The organism is Flavobacterium sp. LC2016-12 (genome assembly GCF_015351595.1).
In the GTDB taxonomy this organism is placed as follows: Bacteria; Bacteroidota; Bacteroidia; order Flavobacteriales; family Flavobacteriaceae; genus Flavobacterium.
This window is the reverse complement of record NZ_JADKPT010000001.1, coordinates 1044240-1064498: the sequence shown is the minus strand read 5'-3', so window position 1 is coordinate 1064498 and position 20259 is coordinate 1044240. Positions and strand designations below refer to the sequence as shown.

The window sequence follows — 20259 nt, the reverse complement described above, 5'->3', positions numbered from 1 at the left end:
GATTAAAGATTATCTCAGCTGGTTTCAGAGCATTCCGATTTTCAATCGGAAGTGGTCGGGGGTTCGAACCTTCCAATGAATCGGAACAAGCTATCATCGCCCACCAAAAAGTAGTTTGTTTTGTTCCTCAGAATTGATTAAATCACTATTAACCCATACATTTTTTCTAAATATTTAGGGTAATTTGCTAAATCATTAGCAATATCCCCATCTTTAAAAATATCAAAAGAGTTATACCCTTTTAAAATTTCTACACCACAAAAACGATAATTACTTGTAATATTTAAAAATAAATCTTCAGTTCCTTTTCCTTGCATCAGGGACTGCAAAGGATTGTCAAAACTTTCAGTGGGTGCATTAAAAGTAGCACAAATCATAAACTTTTTTCCTTGCATCTTTCCACCTGTTCCGTATTGCTTGGTTAAATCATCTCTGGTTCTGCCATCTCCTGAAAGAAACTTTTGACTATGTAGTCCGCTATTGAAAACTTCATCTACATATTTTTTATAAATCCATGGCGCACCAAACCAATTGACAGGTGTTTGAAGAATGATAATATCAGCTTGGAGATGTTTTTCTACTTCTTCATCTGCGTCGTAGCCGTCTTCTACTTTCGTTTCTAAAATTTCAAAATCTTTTGATTCAAAAAAATCTTTAGCTTTTTGGTTGAAAGCATCGTTTAATAATCCTTCTGACCAATTTGGATACGTTAAATGTGTATTGATTAATAATACCTTTTTCATCTTTATTATAATTTCTCGATTTTGTAATTAAATTGTATAATCTATTGAACTCATATGTGCTTCGCCCATACGATCGCCATATATTGGGAATTTTGTAAAACAGATATCTATACCTTGAATATCTTCCTTTGTTAAATGAATTTTTGACGCGCCAAGATTTTCCAATAAATGTTCCTCAGTACGAGTGCCTGGAATTGGAACAATATTAGGGCTTTTAGCCAGTAACCACGCTAGGGCAATTTGAGCAGGTGTTGCATTCTTTTTTTTAGCATACTCTTTTAGCCACTCTATCATTGGCATGTTCAGTGATAAAAATTCTTTTGAAAAACGAGGAAAGCCCGCTCGGAAATCTGATTCTTTGTCGAATTTAGTGGTTGTATCGTATTTACCAGTCAAAAAGCCCGCACCTAGAGGAGACCAAGGAACGAATCCGATCCCTAAATCTTCACATGTTTTAAGCACTCCATTTAACTCGACATTACGTGTCCACAATGAATATTCTGACTGAACAGCGGATACTTTTTGAACGGCATGTGCACGTTGAATTGTTTTAGCACTAGCTTCGGAAAGTCCAAAATGCAAAACTTTGCCTTGCTGAATAAGGTCTTTAATAGTGCCCGCAACTTCTTCGATTGGCACGTTCGGATCAACGCGGTGTTGATAATATAGATCAATATGATCGGTGCTCAGACGCGTAAGTGATTCTTCAACAACTTTCCTGATTCGTTCTGGCCTGCTGTCTAATCCAATAGTACCATCGATTGCAAACCCAAATTTTGTGGCAATTTTGACTTCATTACGAAAAGGCGCCAGCGCTTCACCAACCAATTTTTCATCTGTGTAAGGACCATAAACTTCTGCTGTATCAAAGAATCGTACTCCATTTTCAAATGCCGTACGTATGGTTTTAATAGATTGTTGATGATTTGCAGGCGGGTTGTAGTTTCCTACCATATTCATGCATCCAAGACCAATTTCTGAAACTTCCAGAGTTCCGAGTTTTCTTGTTTTCATATTGTTGTTTTTATTATCATTAATTTGTTTTGTATATAATGAAGTATTCGTCGCTGACAATAAATTTGGCGCAAATAGCAAACCAGCAGCAGCAAGTGACGTTTGTTGAATAAATTTCCTTCTTGAATTTTCTTCGTCTTTCATCTTTATTTTTTTTAATGATACAAATTTAAGTGCAACCTAGAGAAGCAAAGGAAACGGATCACTAATAAAAAGGATACAAATTACGGATAACAAAAAACGCCATCTTACAAGGGCGTTTTTTTATTGATTTGAACAAGTTGCAATCGGTATTCTTTTGGTGTGAGATTAACTTGTTTTTTGAAAAACTTTGAAAAATAATTGGGATATTCAAAACCTAATTCATAAGCTACTTCTGCAGTTTTCATTTGAGGATTTTGTTCCAAAAGTTCTTTCGCTTTCCTTATAACAAATTCATGAATAGTTTCAAGTGTAGATTTTTGAGTAAAATGTTTTACAATATCGCCCAAATAATTAGCGGTTAGTCCTAATTTATCGGCAAAATATTGAACATTCGGAATTTGAGAGACAGGTTGGTTGTAATAATCAATTAAACTTTGTTGAAATTCAGATATGATGTGATTATATTGTTTTGGATCCGTTGAAAACTGTCTTTTGTAAAATGCTTCAACTAACGAAACCAAAACATTAACATAGGAAAGTAGAACGGCAAAATGTTTTTTATCGCTTTCGTAATATTTTATCATTAGTTTAAAAACCAGACTAATTTCTTGTATTTCTTCTTCTGTTAAATATAATGCCTCGTGTTGTCCATAGTCTAAATAGGTTTTGAATAAAAAACGGTTTTCCTCAATTATTTTTTTGGAAAGCTGTAAATACATTCCAGTATATGTTGGTTCAACATCCCAGCCTGTAGTCAAAACTAACTCAGGACTATTAAAAAACACAGCATTAATTGGTTTCTCCTTAGGTGTAATTTTACTCTTAAAATTTATTTTGATTGATATTCTGTAAAAATCAACCATAACCGCTTCTGATTTCAAAAGCATGTTTGGCGGGTCGTAGTATCCAACATCAATATCGTTGTCCAATGGTTTATTCAAACCAATGTAATCATTGTACGATTTGAAGTCTCTAAAAAGTTTCATTAGTGTTTGTTTTTTGATTCTGACGAAAACTTCAGATCAATTGTTTGTAGATCATTAAATTGCAGTACTGAAAAACAATTATTATGTTTTAAGCCAGAAATTAGATTCTGATTAGGCTAATATAAGAAATATCTTTGCGATAACTAGCTTATGTTTCAAGGTAAGTACATGTTTAAATAAATTATTTTATCGAAATTTTCTTCAAATCATGCAAAAGATAGTTCGTAAACAGGTTCGTAAGGACCACCAAAAAACTCCTTAAGAAATTAAGTAGTTTTTTGTTCAAAATCTCCAGTAATTTTATTGTATCGGGTGTAAAAATTTGAGTCAACAGAAAATCTGTGAAGAGAAAAAAATAACGCAAATAACGCTAAGTTTTTTTACTCTAAGTTTTTAGTAAAGGCATTGCAAAGTCTCGGGATACAGAGGTTTGTTTTAATTTAGCTGTGCGAACTCCGTGCTTTCTAAGGCATTCTTAGATAAAAACCTATGTGTTCGCTGTGGCCAAAAATAATTATGTGGTATACTTTTATATTTTACCAATATTTAGCAATGATTCTAAGTTAGAATTACCTAATGCTATTTTTATAATGTTTCGTATTTACAGCATTAAAAGAATAAGATATCATCAGATAACTCCACAGTGCTAACTTGTTTTGATCTTGTATTTTTGCTAAGTATTTCATTGATTCAGTTGACTTATAAAATGAAAAAGCATAATTTATTTCTAATTGCCTAACGGGTATATATTTCATTGAAAAGTCATTTTCAAATCCGAGAAACTTTGACACTGGTTGGCCTAAATTGCTAATTAAAGGGTATTGATTATAGAAAAGATGAAAATCGGAACGAAGTGATAATTTACTATTTATTGGTATTGTAGCGAATAAATAGGGATTCACCAGACCTTTTCCGCCAACATCAGTAGGGAAACGGGTAAATACATTCATATTTCCATTAAATTTCCATGTTACGCCATATAAAACATCAAAATCTCCCGATTCGTTTGTAGCTAATGAAGAGTTGCTTCCACTAATGATTTCAGCACCCAGTCTCCAGATTGAATTTTTAAGAGTTAATCGAATTTCGGGCTGAAGATAGTAAGCAAACAATTTTTGACCTTTCGGGTTTTTCCCAAATTGTAAATAGGAGTTAAGTGTATAATACCATTGTTTTGTTTTAAACTCAATCCTTCCGCCAGTAGTTGCACGAGTATACATTTCTTCTGAGGTTGTACTTTTTAAAAAATCAACAATATTCAGTGAATTAAAAGAAAAATATCTATCAGAATTATAATGAAAATTATTCGTTAACAGGTATTTGTAACGATTTGAAGCAACTGGAGAATAAGATGGTTCAAATTCTTCATTATAGTTGCGAGTAAACAAAAAGAAAAAATCATTTGAAATATGTTTCGAATACTTCATCACGCGTATCCCTTCATGAGCCCTTCCTTGCTGGGCCCATGGTGCATCAGAGAAAAGTCTCCCATTATCTAATAAGATACTTTGCCTTCCTAATCTAAAATTGAACGATTTAAATTTCGTTTCAAGAAACAACTGATAAAAATTAATACTTCCTACTTTAGAAGCTTTATTATTCTGATCCCAAAGATGAATTTCCTGCACATCGGATTTGATTAGCCATTTTTCTCTTGCGTATTGCATCGAAATTCTGTTTCTCTGTGTAATATAGAAATAGGGATCAATGGAATCATTGGGAGGGAGTATATAATTTGAAGTATATTCGGCTCGAGGCCTTATTTCTATATCCATTATAAACTGCCGTGTCAAACTATCTGTTTGCTGCGCATTAAGCTGAAATATGATAAAAAAAAGTAATAGCGGGTTTGCTTTTATTAACGTTTTTAGTATCATAATTCTTTTATTCTATAGATTTAGTATGAAACACAATAATAATCAATTTTCATTTAATATTTGAGACATAAAAAAACTCCAACGTTTAATTGGAGTCTTTTCTATTCTTTTCTATAATGCCTGATCTATTTATTTAGCCAACAATTTTCTAATCTCTGTCGCTATATTCTCTAAATTACCAGGAGCATTTCCTGTTGCAACAAATTTAATAACGCCGTTTTGATCTATTAAAAAGTTTTTAGGAATAGAAGCGGTGGCATATTCATTCCAAATTTTTCGATCTGAATCAACGCCATAGTTAAAGTCAATTCCGTCTTTTCTTAGTTTGGTTACTTTATTCAATACTTTTTCCTGTGTTTCTCCACTGGATATAGCTAAAAACACAAAATCATCTTTTTTAAATGGCTCGATGATTTTTGATGGAATATCATAAAATTCCATTAGGCAAGGTGCACACCAGGTTGCCCAAAAATTCACTAAAACAACTTTCCCTTTTAAATCAGAAAGTTTTATCTCCTTACCATCAACCAATTTTAAAGTAAAATCTTTTGCATTATCATTTACGTTTAAAATATATTCTTTTTCATCTGCTTTAACTACAGTTTTGCCTTCTACTGGTTGGGAACTCATTTTTTTCTCATTTTCTATTTTTTCCTGTTCCGTATAAATTCCAATTAAAATTATGAATTCCTTATCTCCAATTTTATCTCCAAACTTACTGGCTAATTCATTTCTTTTCTCTTCAGAAACCCCTTTAGTCATTGATTTAACATAACCTTCGGCACCATACTTTTCAACCGTTTCCATTGAGACAATCTCATTGTTTGCGATAATTACATATTCAGGTTTTTTGACATCTTTATTTTGCCCGTAAAAGGATTGAGAAATTATTATAAGGGCCAAAAGAAATAGTTTTTTCATGTTTATTTGGTTTTGAGATAGTTATTTTTATTATGATAGTTTACTTTTTGGTGAATATAGGAATTATCTTTATTAAAAATATCCTAAAAATTTGCCAATAAATGGGTTCCTTACGAATAAAAAAACTCCATTATTTTGTAATGAAGTTTTACTAACCGAACATTATTTTACAATTTCTCTTTTTTATTTTAAGATGTTTTCTTCCCTTTAATCAATAAAATAAACCTTTTTAATCTTATTGTTTTCAATATGATAAATAGCAACCGCTTCTACAATTTCTTTTCCAAATTGAACACGTTCTTTATCTATCACGGTATTCCCCTGAACAATTCGGCCCAGTAATTCACAATGTAAATTAGGAACTTTTTCAAACATTGCTGCGTAATTTTTTCGCATTTCTGCCTTTCCTTTTTCTATTAATTTATCCTGGTAATTATAAATTTCAACATCTTCGGCATAGGGTTCTAAAAAAGCATCTATATTTCTTAAATTATAAGCATTTAATTGTCTCTGTACCAATGCAAGCGGAGTTTCTTCGATAATTGATTCGGGTTTAAAAACGACTCCATTATTAATAACACGATCTATTTTTGAGAAGTTTTCAATAGTATCAACAGGATTGGCATTCAGTAATATCAGATTTGCTTTTTTCCCAACAGAGACGGTTCCAAATATGTTTTCTTTATTTAAAATTTTGGCTCCGTTAATCGTCGAAGCCTGAATGATTTTCCAATTACTCATACCGCTTTTTTGCATCGCTATTAGTTCGTTTAAATAAGAAGACGCATGCAAAGTACCAATGTTTCCGGCATCTGTTCCCGTAGCTATTAAAACACCGGCATCAGCTAATTTTTTAAGATTTTCTGAACTGATTGTATTAACTTTTGTCATTCTGGCTATTTCTTTCTCTGAATTCATATGTTTTTTATACTTATTGACAAGTACAGTATCAGATAAATGTCTAAGATCTAAAAGTGTCCCTAACTGAAAAGGATCTGCAGTTTGCAATTCATGATTGCTTATTTTTAATTTTTGTCCCAGAGTATTTTCGTAACCATTAGAAACTTCTAAAGTAGGGCAGAGTACCGTTTTATTCTTCTTTAGTAATTGCACAAAATCGTCTTTTACTATTTCGTCATCAACGCTATGTACCAGAAAATCACAACCGTTCTCTACTGCTAATTGTGCAGTAATTCTCTCTGTTGCATGAACCGCTACTTTTAAATTGTTTTTGTGCGCTTCGTCAATAATAGCTTTAATAATAGGCAAATTTTTTCTGGCACTCGCTTCCGTTTCTAAACCATCTGCACCTACAATGTACCAAATCTTGATGAAATCAGGGCCATAAGGCAATTGTTCCTGAACCATTTTTATTCCGTCATCAACAGTTTTTACTAAACTAAATGGTGCTTCGTCTTTTAGATTTTTATATATCTCAGGTTCATAGGTTGTCAATAAAGGTCCTGTCATATTGATACTTGACGCATACTCTTTATTTTTGAATAATTCTCTCTGCTTTAGATAACTGTATGACGCTCCAACATCAATGACATTGGTAATACCATTTTGAAGATATCTTTTCAGCTTATCTTCCATAGTTTGATGTGCTAATTTCATTTCCTTTTCATAAGGAACTTCATTTCTTAAATTAATAACATCCGGGCGCGTGTACAGACCGCCATTCTGAAAAAAATGCACGTGGGAATCTGTGAGTCCCGGAAAGAGATATTTACCTTTTCCGTCAATCACAGTTGCATTCGCAGGAATTTTTATCTTAGTGGATTGAATTTTAGAAATTAAATCATTCGTAATAATTACGGTCTGGTTAGGAATTAGTTTTTGTTTTTCAACATCAGCTACTGTTACATTGGTTATGTAAGTTTGGGCAAAAAGTGGAGAAAACAAAACTAAAAATAGGGCTGTAAAAAGGAATTTCTTTATCATAATGGCCTTTGTTAATTGTTTCTCTAATTCAAATAAAAGCCAATTAAACTGACATTATATCAATTAGATTTAACGAATATAAGAAATATCTTTATTCTCGATTATTAAGTCAATTGTGTGATATGATCTATAATTGGCTGACTTTTTCAATCTGCAAGATTTAAATATTTCATAATAAAAACTATTTACTTTCTTGATTATTAAAGTTGTATATTTATTAATTCTCATTTTAGTAATAAAAAGAGTTGAAAATTCTTCCACATCTTAAGGAAAAACAGCCAACTCTTCGAGAAAATTTGTCAAACCCCAATGACAGAAATAAATGGAATTTTGTAGTGTCTTATATAATTAAAATCAAACAACATGAAAAAAATAGCAATTAATGGTTTTGGCAGAATTGGAAGATCATCATTAAAAATAATTTTGGATACGCCAGATTTAGAAGTGGTAGGAATTAATGATTTAATGACAATTGAAAATGCAGTTTACTTATTAAAATACGATAGCATATACGGTAAGTTTAATAAGAAAGTAAGTTTTGAAGGCGATTTTATATTGGTTGACGAGCATAAAATAAGATATACCGCAATAAAAGATCCTGCAGAACTCCCATGGAAAGAGTTGCAGGTAGATGTTGTAATCGAAAGTACAGGGTTCTTTACCAATAAAGCAGATGCAGAGAAACATTTAACAGCCGGATCTAAATTCGTTGTCATTTCAGGACCAACTAAAGATACACCAACGGTGGTTCATGGTGTAAATACTGAAGATGGAAAAGTGGCCGTGTTTTCATGTGCCAGCTGTACCACGAATAATATAAGTCCGATTATTGAAATTTTAGGACGAAGAATTGGAATTAAAAAAGCCATTTTAAATACAACTCATGCTTACACAGCATCACAAACATTGGTTGATGCTCCGTCTAAGAAAGAACCAAGAATGGGACGAACAGCAGGAATCAATTTAGCGCCAGCTGCAACGGGAGCTGCAATAGCAACAACAAAAGCTTTACCGCAATATTTAGGTAAATTTGATGGTGTTGCAGTGAGAGTTCCAGTTCCCGTTGGCTCAATATCGGACATTACTTTTGTAACCGAAAAACCAACCACTGTTGACGAAATTAATTCCATTTTAATCGAAGAATCAAAAACGGATCGCTATCATAAAGTAGTGGCCGTGACTGATGAACCGCTGGTTTCTACAGATATTATACAAAGCCCTTTTGCTGCTACTGTCGATTTAGAAATGACAAGAGTAGTTGATGGAGATCTCGTAAAAGTAATGGCGTGGTATGACAATGAATGGGGCTTTACTAACCAAATGATCAGACAAATTCAGGAATTATAAAGGTGAATTTTTTTTAAAAAATAAGTTATAAAATCTAGAACATCAATTATGAACTACGCACAATTAGCCTTTACAGATAATATTAAAAAGATTCAGGAAGAAGCCGGAAGCAGGAATTCTTATGATCGAATGGAAAAAATGTCAGTTGTGGATGGATTGACAGAAAATGAGATTAGATTCATTAGCGACAGAGATAGTTTTTATATGGCGAGTTTTGGAGAAAATGAATACCCCTACATTCAGCATCGTGGCGGCCCTACGGGATTTATTAAAGTACTAGATAATAAAACGATTGGGATAGTTGACTTTTCTGGCAACAGACAATATATTTCAACCGGTAATATTTCTAAAAACGAAAAAGTAGCACTTATTATGGTTTCATACCCACATAGAGCCCGTCTAAAACTTTATGCACATGCAAAAATTGTTGAATTAAAAGATAATGAATCCTTATACAATACTTTAAAACCTGATGATTACAAATTTCGCCCTGAAAGAATGATGATTTTTGAAATTCAGGCTTATGACTGGAATTGCCCACAGCATATTACGCCACGTTATTCAACAGAAGAAATAGAGGAAGCTTTATTGCCTCAAAAAAAATACATCAATGAACTTGAAAATAAAGTAAAGGAACTCGAATTGAAATTATCAGGTAAATAAAACAGATATGAATATTGATATTTTGGCTTTACAATAGAAAAACCTCCATTAAAAGTAATGGAGGTTTTGCAAATAAAAGTTAACTAAATTTTTACCACGGACTAACTCCGCTTTCATCTTCAATATCATTACTAAAAAACATTCCATTAGGTCCATTTTCATCTGTTACTGTATGTTTGATGATAAAAGCAGCAGCACTTTCAACAGTTCCAGGGCCGCTGTGGTGATTGAAATCTGTCGCAGTATAACCAGGATCGATAACATTTACTTTGAAAGATAAATCTTTAAGTTCATAGGCTAATGCAATAGTATAAGCGTTTAAAGCTGCTTTTGAAGTCATGTAACCCGTTGCTTTAAAATTATAATATTTCCAACTTGGGTCACTATGCAAGGTCAAAGATCCCAAACCAGAAGTGATATTAGTGATTCTTGGCACTTCTGATTTTTTAAGCAATTCTAAAAATGCCTGCGTAACACTAATTACACCAAAAAAGTTAGTGTCAAAAACATTCTGAATTGCTGTAATTGATGCAGTTGAAGCACTTTGAGGAAATTCTCCGCTGATACCAGCATTGTTTATCAGAATATCTAATTTTCCTTGTTCTTTTTCTACAATACTTTTTGCAGCCGATATAGATTCTGGTTTTGTAACATCAATTTCAATTGCTTTGATGTTTTCGAATCCTTCTTTTTTTAATTCCTGCACGACTGCATTACCTTTTTCAAGGTCACGAGCTCCTAAATAAACGAATAAACCTTTTTTAGAAAGTTGTTTAGTTATTTCTAATCCAATGCTTCTATTAGCTCCTGTAATTAATACGATCTTCATCTTTTTATTGTTTAAAATTATTGAAGCAAAGTTGCATCCTTTAAAAACCAAATCATTTGCCAAATGACAAAAAGCATTTTAGCGAATATTTTTTCTGATACGGCTCAAAGAAGATTGCGTAATGCCTAAATAAGAAGCGATATAAGAAAGTGGAATACGGTTGACCACATTGGGATAAATTTTGAGAAACATCAAATAGCGGGTTGTAGCATCTTCTGAAACCAACGGGCTTCTTCTTTCTATTTTCTGGATCAGTGCTCTTGAAGTAATTTTATTTACAATAGCATCCCACGGAATGATAATATCTAAAAGTTCTTTCCAGTCTTTTTTAGAAAAAACCAGCATTTTACAGTCGGTGATTGCTTGCACGTAAGCATTGGAACAAATATCATTGTTAAAACTCTCCAGATCAACGACCAGATTGTTTTCATCAATAAAATATTTGGTAATTTCTTCACCTTTGTTATTGTAGTAACAAACTCTTATGATTCCTTCTAAAACAAAGCCGACTTCCTGAGCAATTTTTCCTGCTTCAGAAAAATATTCGTCCTTTAGGAGGATTTTTTCTGTCGCCTTTTTTGAAATTAAATCAAGTTGCTGTTGGTTTAAGTTTCCAAATTGCAGTATATATTCTATAAACTCTTTCATACTGCAAGTTAGTCAAAGTTGTTTTTTTATTATTTGCCATTTGACAAATAATGAGGAATAATTTTATAAGGTCATTTTACTCAACTCGACTTCAAGACGATCAAAATTTTCTTCATTTTTATCTACCACAAATGGTCTAAGTTTGGAGCACTCTTCAGCGGTTTCAAAAACCATTCTGAAAACAATTTGTGTTTTCTCGTTAGCTACTTTTTCAAATGTTGCTACTATATTGAATAAAGGTTTAGAAATGCGAATCCATGCTATTTCCGTAGGTTTTTCAATTTTCACAAACTCACATTCATTTTGAAAATTTCCTTGCTCCGGTGCGTGCATTACAAATTTCCATCTGCCGCCAGGTCTAAGGTCAAATTCTTCAAATGTGTTGGTAAATCCTTTTGGTCCCCACCAATTTTTTAAATGATCTGGATTTGTCCAGGCTTCAAAAACAAGTTCCTGAGAAAAGTTTACAATTCTCGAACTTACAATTTCGCAGTCAGGAGTTGTTGGAAAAGTTATTGTTGCCATTTTAATTTTTTCTTTAAATTATTATTCCGATTTAATATTCAATTCCATTATCGGCATAAACCTGTCTTTAATGGAAGTTTCAATTTGTCCTGTTTTGACAAAACCTAATTTTGTATAAAACAATTCTGCATTAGGTTCTGAATCAAGGATTATTTTATTAACGCTTGTTTTTTCAACTTCTAATAAAAAGTGTCTCATTAAAATTTTCCCAAACCCTTTCCCGATATATTCCGGTAATATAAATAAATTATCCAGTTTCACCGTTTTTTCATCCTCGTAAAGAAAAGAGTAGTAGCCTGCCAATTTCTTTTCTATAATCAATTTATAAACCCCATTTGCATCAATATAAACGGGAGTTACGGTTAAAAATTGGGACCATTTTTCAATTTGTTCATCAGAATACCCCCAGTAAGCCTTTGATTTTTTGGTGATATCTGTCAAAATTTGATGATCACTGCTTATGGCTTTTTCTATGGTCATTGTATATTTTAAATTTATTATTTCAGAAATAAAAATAAATAAAAAAGTACTTTTTAAAAAATTAAAGCTTTCTTAAATTCATTTGAAGGTATTTTTAGTTGTTGTAAATTAGCTATATACGATAAATAAAATATAGAAATCATGAAAACGAAAATTATAGTGGCCGTTTTATTACTAGGTTTTGTAATATCGGCGAAAGCGCAGAAAAAAATTGAAACAACAGAATTGCCTAAACCGGCACAGGAATTTCTTAAGAAGCATTTTAGTTATACTTCCGTAGAAATTGCTAAAAAAGATGCCGAGCATGGTGAAAAAGGATATGAAGTGAAACTAAAAGACGGAACTGAAGTGGAATTCTGGAAAGACGGTTCGTACCGTGAAGTTGATGGCGATGATAAACCCATTCCGACCGAATTTATTCCAGACTCTGTCAAAGATTATGTTTCAAAAAATTATCCAAATGAAAAAATAACGCATATCGATTATGGCCACAAGGATTTGGATGTTGATTTAACAAATGACATTGACCTTGAATTTACCAAAGAAGGTAAAATTCTAAAAGATAAAAAGAATAACGTCCAGTAATCTTTTTCTAAAATGAGAAGCCTCCAAAATCAAGAGATTTGGAGGCTTTTTTTTGAATCTTTAGTATAAACTTTTCACAAGTGTGTAATCTTTACACAACGCAATTTTAGCTTAAAATCTCTAAAGTACTCATTGTCAATTTAAAATGATAATGGCATAAGGCTTGTAAAATGGGATATAGTCATATTTCTTCGAATAGTTAATTTTTATCATTTTTTGACGATCAAATAATATTCAAAAGGAATGCCAATTTAATAAAAGCCATTAAGAAACAGCAATTGCCCATTATGAAAAGCGAAACAATTATTCAGGAACAATTTTACACTTCAAGCAAAAGTGAACTTCCATTAAACAGCTCAGTTTTTAATATAAACAATCAATATTCTCATAAAGATTTTAAGAAAAACGTAAATCCATTAAGTTTTATTGTGCTACTTGGTACATTTGCATTAATGCTTGCGGGCTCTTTTATAGTTTATAAATTACAATCAGACTTTGATCAGTTTCATATAGACAGAATAAATTCTGCCTGGGGTCTGCCTTTTTTAATTCTGACTGCAGCTTTATTTTTCTTCCAAACAGGTTCATTTCTTTATAATTTATACTTGTACTTTAAATACAAACCGATTGAATCAGTTTCAGATGAACTATTGCCAACCTGTACTGTAATAGTCCCGGCATACAACGAAGGAAAATTAGTATGGGATACTTTATTAAGTCTTGCAGACAGTGATTTTCCGGAACAAAAACTACAATTACTAGCAATTGATGATGGAAGTAAAGATGATACCTGGTACTGGATGCAACAAGCTAAACTAAAATTAGGAGATCGTTTGGAGATTTTTCAGCAGCCAGAAAACAAAGGAAAACGTCATGCTTTATACCGTGGATTTGAATTGGGTACAGGAGAAATTTTTGTAACCGTTGATAGTGATTCAATTGTAAAAAAAGATACTTTAAGAAATCTTGTAAGCCCATTTGTAGTTGATAAGAAATGCGGTGCAGTTGCAGGAAATGTTCACGTTTTAAATAATAAAAAAGCCCTGTTGCCTAAAATGCTAAATGTGAGTTTTGTAATGAGTTTTGAATTCATGCGTTCTGCTGAGAGTATGTTGGGTTCTGTTTTGTGTACTCCAGGTGCCGCTGCAGCTTACAGACGCGATGCTGTCCTTAATTGTCTGCCGGAATGGATTGATCAAACCTTTATGGGACAACCATCAGACATTGGTGAAGATCGTGCCATGACCAATATGATTCTGAAACAAGGATTACATGTATTATTCCAAAGAAATGCAGTTGTTCTTACTAATGTACCGGAAGAATACGTTGGTTTATACAAAATGTTTATCAGATGGGGTAGAAGCAATGTACGTGAGAATATCATGATGGCACAATACGTTTTCAAGGATTTTAGAAAGGAATCTAAATTTGGTGCCCGTCTTTTATTCTTAAATCAATCGTTAAAGATCGCTATGGCTTACCCGTTCTTGCTATTTATGCTATTTTTTATAGCGATACACCCAATATTATTCTTTAGCTCTACGCTTTTAAGCATTTTGATAGTTTCGAGTTTCTCAGTTCTATTCTATGCAAAAAGATATAGTTTATCAGAAGCTTTCTGGGCATATTCATACAGCATATTTTATACTTTTAGTTTATTCTGGATTACACCTTATGCTATTGCAACAGCCAACAAAAGAGGTTGGTTAACAAGAGGTTTATCTGAAGTAAAATAAATTAGAAATAAAAATGTAGAGAGCCCTAAGAACTATTTCGTTTTTAGGGCTTTTTATTGTCTTTTAATGAAGCGTAAACAAAAGATACTCGCCATGATCTGAAACGCCTCTTTCTGTTACAACAAAACCTTTATTTTTGTAAAATTCAACAGCTCTGGTATTTTTTTCTAAACATTTTAATGTAATAGGAGTCTTCATTATCTGAATAGCTTGTTCAAGAAGTTTTGCTCCAATTTTACGTTGTTGATATTCTTCATCAATATAAAAATGATGAATAAAATTTCCCGGAAGCCAAAACGAAATAAAGCCAACAACCTTATCGTCAACAAGAGCAACTAAAATAAATTCAGCTTCAGTTTGATGATCAAAATCGGTAAGATTATAATTCTTCGTATCTACCCAGTAGAATGTTTTTTGCCGTACTTCCAGAAAAATTCTTTGTAAATCAGCTATATGGTTTTTATTTCTTTCAACGATTTGAAGCATTTTTTTCATTTAAATTGAAATAACTCAAATTTACAATATTATATTTATAAACATAAATAAGCTCCTAGTAACTAAGTTAATAGGAGCTTATTATATTGATGTGGTATGTAATTCTTTTATTTTAAATTGCTGAAAAATGAATTTGTTCTTAAATTTTCTTAAGTGTAATTTTTACTTCTTTTAATTTTAATATTAGCTCATCATCTGTTATAGTGCTTTCGCTTGGAAACGGCGTACCAGTTTCGTCTTTAATAACTAAACTTTTTCCTTTTTTTGTTAAGGCATAAGTACCATTTGTAATTGGCTGCAATAAGAATCCCGTTACATGCCCATCTTCTGTAAAAGTTAGGTTTCCAGATGTTAAAATAACATGTTTTGCTGAATCCGTAAGTGCTACGTGATTACTTTCAACAGCTGTTATTTTCCAGGAATTCACCAATTTATTTCTTTTATTATGGCATGAAATCGTTAATAGGGTCAACAATGTAATTCCGAGGACAAATAATTTAGATTTTTTCATGGTTTTGAGATTAAAAATTAAACATGAAAAGTTACAAAAAAAAAATATTCGTTTTATATTTTTCTAGGAAAATATCTAATAATTAGTCTTTTACCAATTCAAGAGATGCTTTTCTATTCTCTCTTAAAGGATAAAACTTAGTTTAAGGTAAGAGCTCCCAGAATCTCTTCATATAAAAATGGCCCACCGGGATAAGTAGCGGTATAGTCGAGATTCATCCATACCTGACCTCGATCATCTATATGATAATGGATTTTTTTGCCATAACTTTCCTTTACAAAAAGTACGTTTTTTATAAGATAATTGACTTTTTCCAAATCAATTAAAGAACCAATCAGAATTTCAGGATAAATGTGTCCTTTTGTATGTATAAGCCTTGGAGTTCCCCCAATAGAACGTACTGCGGCAGCCATTAAGATAGAGTGATCGTCGCAATCTCCTGAAAAATAAGCCAATGATTCAGTGGCAGTTGCAATATAGTCTCCTTCCTTCGGGTCATTTACATAATTCCAACGGCTATTAATCTCTTTAAAGACAGCAAAACACTGAATTATGGTTCTGTAGTCTGAATATCCTTTAACATTCTTAAAATGCTTTGTTGTGGCCATAATAGCAAAATTTCGAACTTTCGGATTTTGATATTCTATGGCATTTATAATTTTTGATTTATTTGGAAAAGGAAGCAATTTTGCCGCAATAATATCCTGTGGAAACGGATTATCAGACATAGTATAAATCATCGAATTGTAGTCTTCCGAAATTTCATTGAAACCATAATTCCCAATAACAGTTCCGTAAAACAAAATCAACAAATACAAGGCAATACACAGTATAATGATCGTTCGCAGCAACATTAAAGAAAAAAATATAGCCGCGAAAACGATTATAAAAATAAAAACACGATCTAAATTGAAAGCCCATTTTAGATCGATTAAATTTTGATGCAGAATGATGAAAACCGGAATGGTAATTAAAAGACTCAACAGCATAATAATAATCCTATCCCAGGGTGATTTCACCTGTAATTTGGATTTTAATTGCGGAAAGTCGATTTTAGGGAATTTCATCATAAGAATTAAAAGCAGTTTTTACAGCGCTTTTACCGTTTCAACAAAAGTACTTTTTTTATCAATAATTCCCAGATCAAATAATTGATTTTGAATTTTATCGAATGCTTTTTCACTTAAATGTTTTTGAGACCATTGTGTCAACTTTAGCCATTCCTGAATATCTTCAACTTTTTGATTGAAAAGATCGGCCAGAGTTTTATCAATATCAGGAATCTGCGCAAAATCGTGCGTTGTTTTATTGATGATTTCAAGTATTTTCTCCACGATTTTTGGATTCTTTTTTAAAAACTCATCGCGAACGGTAATCACAAATGATGGCCATGGAGTAGGGCAGTCGCCTACACGTCTAAAAACACCTTTATCAACAAGTGGTTTCGTCATAAAACGTTCCCACATAAAATAATCGGCTGTTCCGTTTGTTAAAGCATCAACGGCACCATCAATTGTATTTATAATTTCAAATTGTAAATCATCCGTTTCCCAACCTTGTTCATGTGCATTTACATACGCCATTAGTTGTGAACCTGAACCTAATCTCGAAATCGCTACTTTTTTGCCTTTAAGATCTTTAACCGAATGAAAGTCTGATTTTTCAGCAACATGAATCCCCCAAATCAAAGGAGATTGTACATAAATCTGAACAATTTTACTTGGGTTTCCTGCAACAATATCTTTTACAATTCCTTCTGTCAAAATAACGGCAATATCAGCTTCACCATCACGCAACATCTGACACATTTTACCTGTACCTTCAGGGATATTCTTCCATTGTAAATCAATATTTTCTGCTTCAAATTCGCCATTTTCAATGCATAGTTGCCATGGCAAATTGAAGTGTTCGGGAACACCTACAATTTTTACAGTTTTCATTTAGTTTAAGTTTAAGTTAAGTTGTTTGGTATGCGTATTTTAAGTTTGTTTAGTTTTTTAATAAATCTGCTCTGTGTTTTTCTGAAAGACAAGGTTCTGCAAAATCTATTACCGAAAGTTCTACATATTCATTCAAAATACTTTTTACAACAAAATAATCAACTTCGCGAGTTATTTCGACCGCAAAAAGAGTCTCATTCATACCTTCAGATTCGCAATTAACTTCTTTGAGTTTCTCTCTAATGATTTCCTTGTCAAAACCTTTTTCTAAAATTACAACCTGAACAATTGAGTTTCCGGAAATTTCAATAGTTTCTCTGTAAACCAAAGTCTGTTCATCTTCATCAAATTCTGCAAAAAAAATGTCATCTGTTGCAATCAAAGGTCCAAAAAACGGAATATTATCTAATTTAAAATATCCCTTTTCTAAATCAATTATTTCTCCCCACATGGTTTCTACAACCGTATCTTCTAATAAATCGCTATAGTATCTAAATAGGATTTTTTTATGCGTTTCTGCCATTATTTTAGTTATACTTTTTTAAGCTCATCTCTAAATATTTTTGAGTGATGATAATAATTATCTAATTTTCAAATTGACTAATTATCTAATTTAGTTTTATCTAATTGATCTCGTCAATAATTGCCTTCAACGGCGATATAACAATTCGATATCCATCAGGATCCTGAAACATTTTTCCGTTTTCATTCCAAAAAGGATTAATTGCAGCTATAGTTGAGATATTATTACGTACAAGTTTATTTTTCAATTCATTATAATCTGAAATAGTTTTCGGATAAAGCACAATTACATCTTCTTCATCAAAAGTATGTTTGGCTTTTGAATCTGATTGTGTAAATTCAAAATGCCAATCCAAACCTGATTTTCCAATAAAAACACCATCGTAATTATTGTGATTCTGAAAACCACCTAACCGTTCAAAACCGAGAATATCAACATAAAAATTTTCGATTCTCTCTAAATCATTGGTATGTCGTGCAACTCTTAAAAACATAATTTAGGATCTAATTTGATTAATATGATGTTCTAAATGTTCAACGTAATCTGTCATTAGAAATCTTAAATCAATAACAGATTCATCGCTTAGGATAATTTTATAATCTAAAGCTTTTTCGTCAACAGATTTCATAATTCGAATGATTTGCTTGTTTAACGATAGCCATAATTGATTGAGTTCGTTAATGTCCTTTGTCTGATATTGATTTAACTTTACTAAATCAATTTGATTATAAGGCCTGTGACGATAAGGTTTTGCTACATAATTGATTTCTGTAAAACGAACTAAATTATGAATTGCAGAATCGATTAAATGTCCCAAAACTTCTTTTTTGGACCATTTTCCAGGCTTTCTTTCTTCCAATATAACAGAATCAATCGTTGGGAAATATTCTGAATTTTCATTCAGCAACTGATCAAATTTAATAATTGAATCTTTCATAAATTATCTAATTACTTCTGAGCAAGTTTATTCAATGTATAAGCAATAAGCGCATCTACCGCTTTGTACGGATCTTCACTAAAGGTTCCTGAAGCACGATTGGCAATAATAGCATTTAAAGATAGCGCATTATGCCCTAAAAGTGCAGAAAGTCCATAAATTGCAGCTGTTTCCATCTCTAAATTAGTAATTCTTTGATCGTCAAAATTGAAATTATCCATTTTATTGTTTAATTCCTCATCCTGAATATTCAAGCGCAATACGCGTCCTTGTGGACCATAAAATCCGCCGGCAGTTGCAGTAATTCCTTTAAATATTTTATCAGATTCAATAATTTTTTCTAATGTTTCAGAACAAGGAATAGCGTAAGGTCTTCCTTTTCGGATATCCCAATTGGTATGCATTATAAAAGCATCTTCCAATGCATCCTGAGAAACATCGTCAATTAAATAGGAGCGAAGCATATTGTCTAATCCCAATCCGAATTTTGACATGACAAAACTATCTACGGGAATATCAGCATGCAAAGAACCTGAAGTTCCTATTCTAATGATATTCAGTGAAGTCAAATTTTCTTTTGGCTGACGCGTTTCTAAATTGATGTTAACCAAAGCATCTAATTCGTTTAAAACAATATCAATATTGTCAGGGCCAATTCCGGTAGACATTACAGAAATTCGTTTTCCTTTATAAGTTCCTGTTTGCGTTTTAAACTCCCTTTTTTGCGTTGAAAATTCAATAGTATCAAAAAACTGAGTGATTTTTTCTACTCGATTTTGGTCTCCCACAAAAATTATATCGTTTGCAATATGTTCAGGACGAAGGTTTAAGTGGTAAACACTTCCGTCTGGATTTAGTATTAATTCTGATTGTTTTATCATTTTTTTTAAGGTTCTGAGGTTCTGAGTGGCTAAGGTTCTAAGGTTTTCTAACTTCACGCACAACTTGAAACTTGAAACATGAAACTAAAAAAACATTTTTACCCTCCAACTCTTTTTGTTTTAAAGCCTTTTTCTTTTAAAATCGCCATGATTTTGTCACGATAATCTCCTTGAATGATGATTGAATCATCTTTAAAAGTTCCACCAACACTTAGTTTGGTTTTAATTTCTTTGGCCAGGATTTTAAAATCTTCATCAGATCCTTCGTAACCTTCAATTATGGTGGTTGCTTTTCCTTTTCTTTTCTCAAATTTGCAAATCATTGGTTCCTTTTGAACATATAAAACATGTTCTTGTTCCTGAATTTCTTCAGGTTCATTAGATTCAATGTGATCCGGAAATAAGTTTTTTAATTGATCTTGTAAGTCCATAAATTTTTATTCTAAAAAAAAATAAATTCCAATAAATATAGTTCATAAAAACCAAATTCCAAACTCCAAGTTGAATTGGAATTTGGAATTTTAATATTG

Annotated in this window: 23 protein-coding genes and 1 tRNA gene; 5 read left to right on the top strand and 19 right to left on the bottom strand. The window is 32.1% G+C overall.

The features are described 5' to 3' along the window. The first annotated feature begins 11 nt into the window (after nt 1–11). Nucleotides 12–74, top strand: a tRNA-Glu gene (locus IRZ99_RS04455). A 63-nt stretch (nt 75–137) separates the two neighbouring features. On the opposite strand, the gene IRZ99_RS04450 is transcribed toward IRZ99_RS04455, so the two are convergent. The 6 genes from IRZ99_RS04450 to IRZ99_RS04425 all read right to left on the bottom strand — a co-directional run bounded on the left by IRZ99_RS04450 (nt 138) and on the right by IRZ99_RS04425 (nt 7629). Further along, entirely contained in the window at nt 138–743 is a 606-nt protein-coding gene (locus tag IRZ99_RS04450; RefSeq protein WP_194656112.1) for an NAD(P)H-dependent oxidoreductase, read from the bottom strand. Between the two features lie 27 nt (nt 744–770). Next, nucleotides 771–1901, bottom strand: coding sequence for an aldo/keto reductase (locus IRZ99_RS04445; protein WP_228519009.1), 1131 nt, complete (start codon nt 1899–1901; stop codon nt 771–773). A gap of 104 nt (nt 1902–2005) precedes the next feature. Further along, the gene (locus IRZ99_RS04440) at nt 2006–2887 is read right to left on the bottom strand and encodes an AraC family transcriptional regulator (protein ID WP_194656111.1); all 882 of its coding nucleotides are present in this window, start codon (nt 2885–2887) and stop codon (nt 2006–2008) included. 569 nt (nt 2888–3456) lie between these two features. Further along, nucleotides 3457–4662 (bottom strand): alginate export family protein, encoded by a 1206-nt coding sequence (locus tag IRZ99_RS04435; RefSeq protein WP_194656110.1) that lies wholly within the window; start codon nt 4660–4662, stop codon nt 3457–3459. 231 nt (nt 4663–4893) lie between these two features. Continuing rightward, nucleotides 4894–5685, bottom strand: a complete 792-nt coding sequence (locus IRZ99_RS04430; RefSeq protein WP_194656109.1) for a TlpA disulfide reductase family protein — start codon at nt 5683–5685, stop codon at nt 4894–4896. 207 nt (nt 5686–5892) lie between these two features. After that, entirely contained in the window at nt 5893–7629 is a 1737-nt protein-coding gene (locus IRZ99_RS04425) for an amidohydrolase family protein (RefSeq protein ID WP_194656108.1), read from the bottom strand. A 363-nt stretch (nt 7630–7992) separates the two neighbouring features. Between IRZ99_RS04425 and IRZ99_RS04420 the strand changes: the two genes are divergently transcribed. Together IRZ99_RS04420 and IRZ99_RS04415 are read left to right on the top strand one after the other, a co-directional pair. Beyond that, nucleotides 7993–8976, top strand: coding sequence for a type I glyceraldehyde-3-phosphate dehydrogenase (locus tag IRZ99_RS04420; protein ID WP_194656107.1), 984 nt, complete (start codon nt 7993–7995; stop codon nt 8974–8976). A 48-nt stretch (nt 8977–9024) separates the two neighbouring features. Continuing rightward, entirely contained in the window at nt 9025–9639 is a 615-nt protein-coding gene (locus tag IRZ99_RS04415; RefSeq protein ID WP_194656106.1) for a pyridoxamine 5'-phosphate oxidase family protein, read from the top strand. A gap of 91 nt (nt 9640–9730) precedes the next feature. Here IRZ99_RS04415 and IRZ99_RS04410 read toward each other — a convergent pair whose 3' ends face one another. The 4 genes from IRZ99_RS04410 to IRZ99_RS04395 form a co-directional block, all read right to left on the bottom strand. Next, nucleotides 9731–10468, bottom strand: a complete 738-nt coding sequence (locus tag IRZ99_RS04410; protein ID WP_194656105.1) for an SDR family oxidoreductase — start codon at nt 10466–10468, stop codon at nt 9731–9733. Nucleotides 10469–10546: 78 nt separating this feature from the next. Next, nucleotides 10547–11116, bottom strand: a complete 570-nt coding sequence (locus IRZ99_RS04405) for a Crp/Fnr family transcriptional regulator (RefSeq protein ID WP_194656104.1) — start codon at nt 11114–11116, stop codon at nt 10547–10549. Between the two features lie 63 nt (nt 11117–11179). After that, nucleotides 11180–11641, bottom strand: a complete 462-nt coding sequence (locus IRZ99_RS04400) for an SRPBCC family protein (RefSeq protein ID WP_194656103.1) — start codon at nt 11639–11641, stop codon at nt 11180–11182. 21 nt (nt 11642–11662) lie between these two features. Further along, complete coding sequence (locus IRZ99_RS04395; RefSeq protein WP_194656102.1) at nt 11663–12121, bottom strand: GNAT family N-acetyltransferase; 459 nt, start codon at nt 12119–12121, stop codon at nt 11663–11665. Nucleotides 12122–12262: 141 nt separating this feature from the next. Between IRZ99_RS04395 and IRZ99_RS04390 the strand changes: the two genes are divergently transcribed. Both IRZ99_RS04390 and IRZ99_RS04385 read left to right on the top strand, forming a co-directional pair. Next, nucleotides 12263–12706 carry a PepSY-like domain-containing protein gene (locus IRZ99_RS04390; RefSeq protein ID WP_194656101.1) on the top strand — a complete coding sequence of 148 codons (444 nt, stop codon included), beginning with the start codon at nt 12263–12265 and terminating at the stop codon, nt 12704–12706. 287 nt (nt 12707–12993) lie between these two features. Further along, on the top strand, nt 12994–14442 hold the full coding sequence (locus IRZ99_RS04385) for a glycosyltransferase (RefSeq protein WP_194656100.1): 1449 nt from the start codon (nt 12994–12996) through the stop codon (nt 14440–14442). Nucleotides 14443–14505: 63 nt separating this feature from the next. On the opposite strand, the gene IRZ99_RS04380 is transcribed toward IRZ99_RS04385, so the two are convergent. The 9 genes from IRZ99_RS04380 to IRZ99_RS04340 all read right to left on the bottom strand — a co-directional run bounded on the left by IRZ99_RS04380 (nt 14506) and on the right by IRZ99_RS04340 (nt 20160). Further along, nucleotides 14506–14928: a GNAT family N-acetyltransferase gene (locus IRZ99_RS04380; protein WP_194656099.1), complete on the bottom strand. Its 423-nt coding sequence runs from the start codon at nt 14926–14928 to the stop codon at nt 14506–14508. 148 nt (nt 14929–15076) lie between these two features. Continuing rightward, nucleotides 15077–15448 carry a hypothetical protein gene (locus IRZ99_RS04375; RefSeq protein WP_194656098.1) on the bottom strand — a complete coding sequence of 124 codons (372 nt, stop codon included), beginning with the start codon at nt 15446–15448 and terminating at the stop codon, nt 15077–15079. A 137-nt stretch (nt 15449–15585) separates the two neighbouring features. Continuing rightward, entirely contained in the window at nt 15586–16518 is a 933-nt protein-coding gene (locus IRZ99_RS04370; RefSeq protein ID WP_194656097.1) for a transglutaminase, read from the bottom strand. A gap of 18 nt (nt 16519–16536) precedes the next feature. Further along, nucleotides 16537–17388, bottom strand: coding sequence for a substrate-binding domain-containing protein (locus IRZ99_RS04365; RefSeq protein WP_194656096.1), 852 nt, complete (start codon nt 17386–17388; stop codon nt 16537–16539). Nucleotides 17389–17437: 49 nt separating this feature from the next. Then, complete coding sequence (locus tag IRZ99_RS04360; protein ID WP_194656095.1) at nt 17438–17911, bottom strand: DUF4265 domain-containing protein; 474 nt, start codon at nt 17909–17911, stop codon at nt 17438–17440. Between the two features lie 100 nt (nt 17912–18011). Next, nucleotides 18012–18404 (bottom strand): VOC family protein, encoded by a 393-nt coding sequence (locus tag IRZ99_RS04355; RefSeq protein WP_194656094.1) that lies wholly within the window; start codon nt 18402–18404, stop codon nt 18012–18014. 3 nt (nt 18405–18407) lie between these two features. Further along, the gene (locus tag IRZ99_RS04350) at nt 18408–18848 is read right to left on the bottom strand and encodes a DinB family protein (RefSeq protein WP_194656093.1); all 441 of its coding nucleotides are present in this window, start codon (nt 18846–18848) and stop codon (nt 18408–18410) included. A gap of 11 nt (nt 18849–18859) precedes the next feature. Next, entirely contained in the window at nt 18860–19729 is an 870-nt protein-coding gene (locus tag IRZ99_RS04345) for a nucleoside phosphorylase (RefSeq protein WP_194656092.1), read from the bottom strand. 98 nt (nt 19730–19827) lie between these two features. After that, complete coding sequence (locus tag IRZ99_RS04340) at nt 19828–20160, bottom strand: translation initiation factor (protein ID WP_194656091.1); 333 nt, start codon at nt 20158–20160, stop codon at nt 19828–19830. Between the last annotated feature and the right edge of the window lie 99 nt (nt 20161–20259).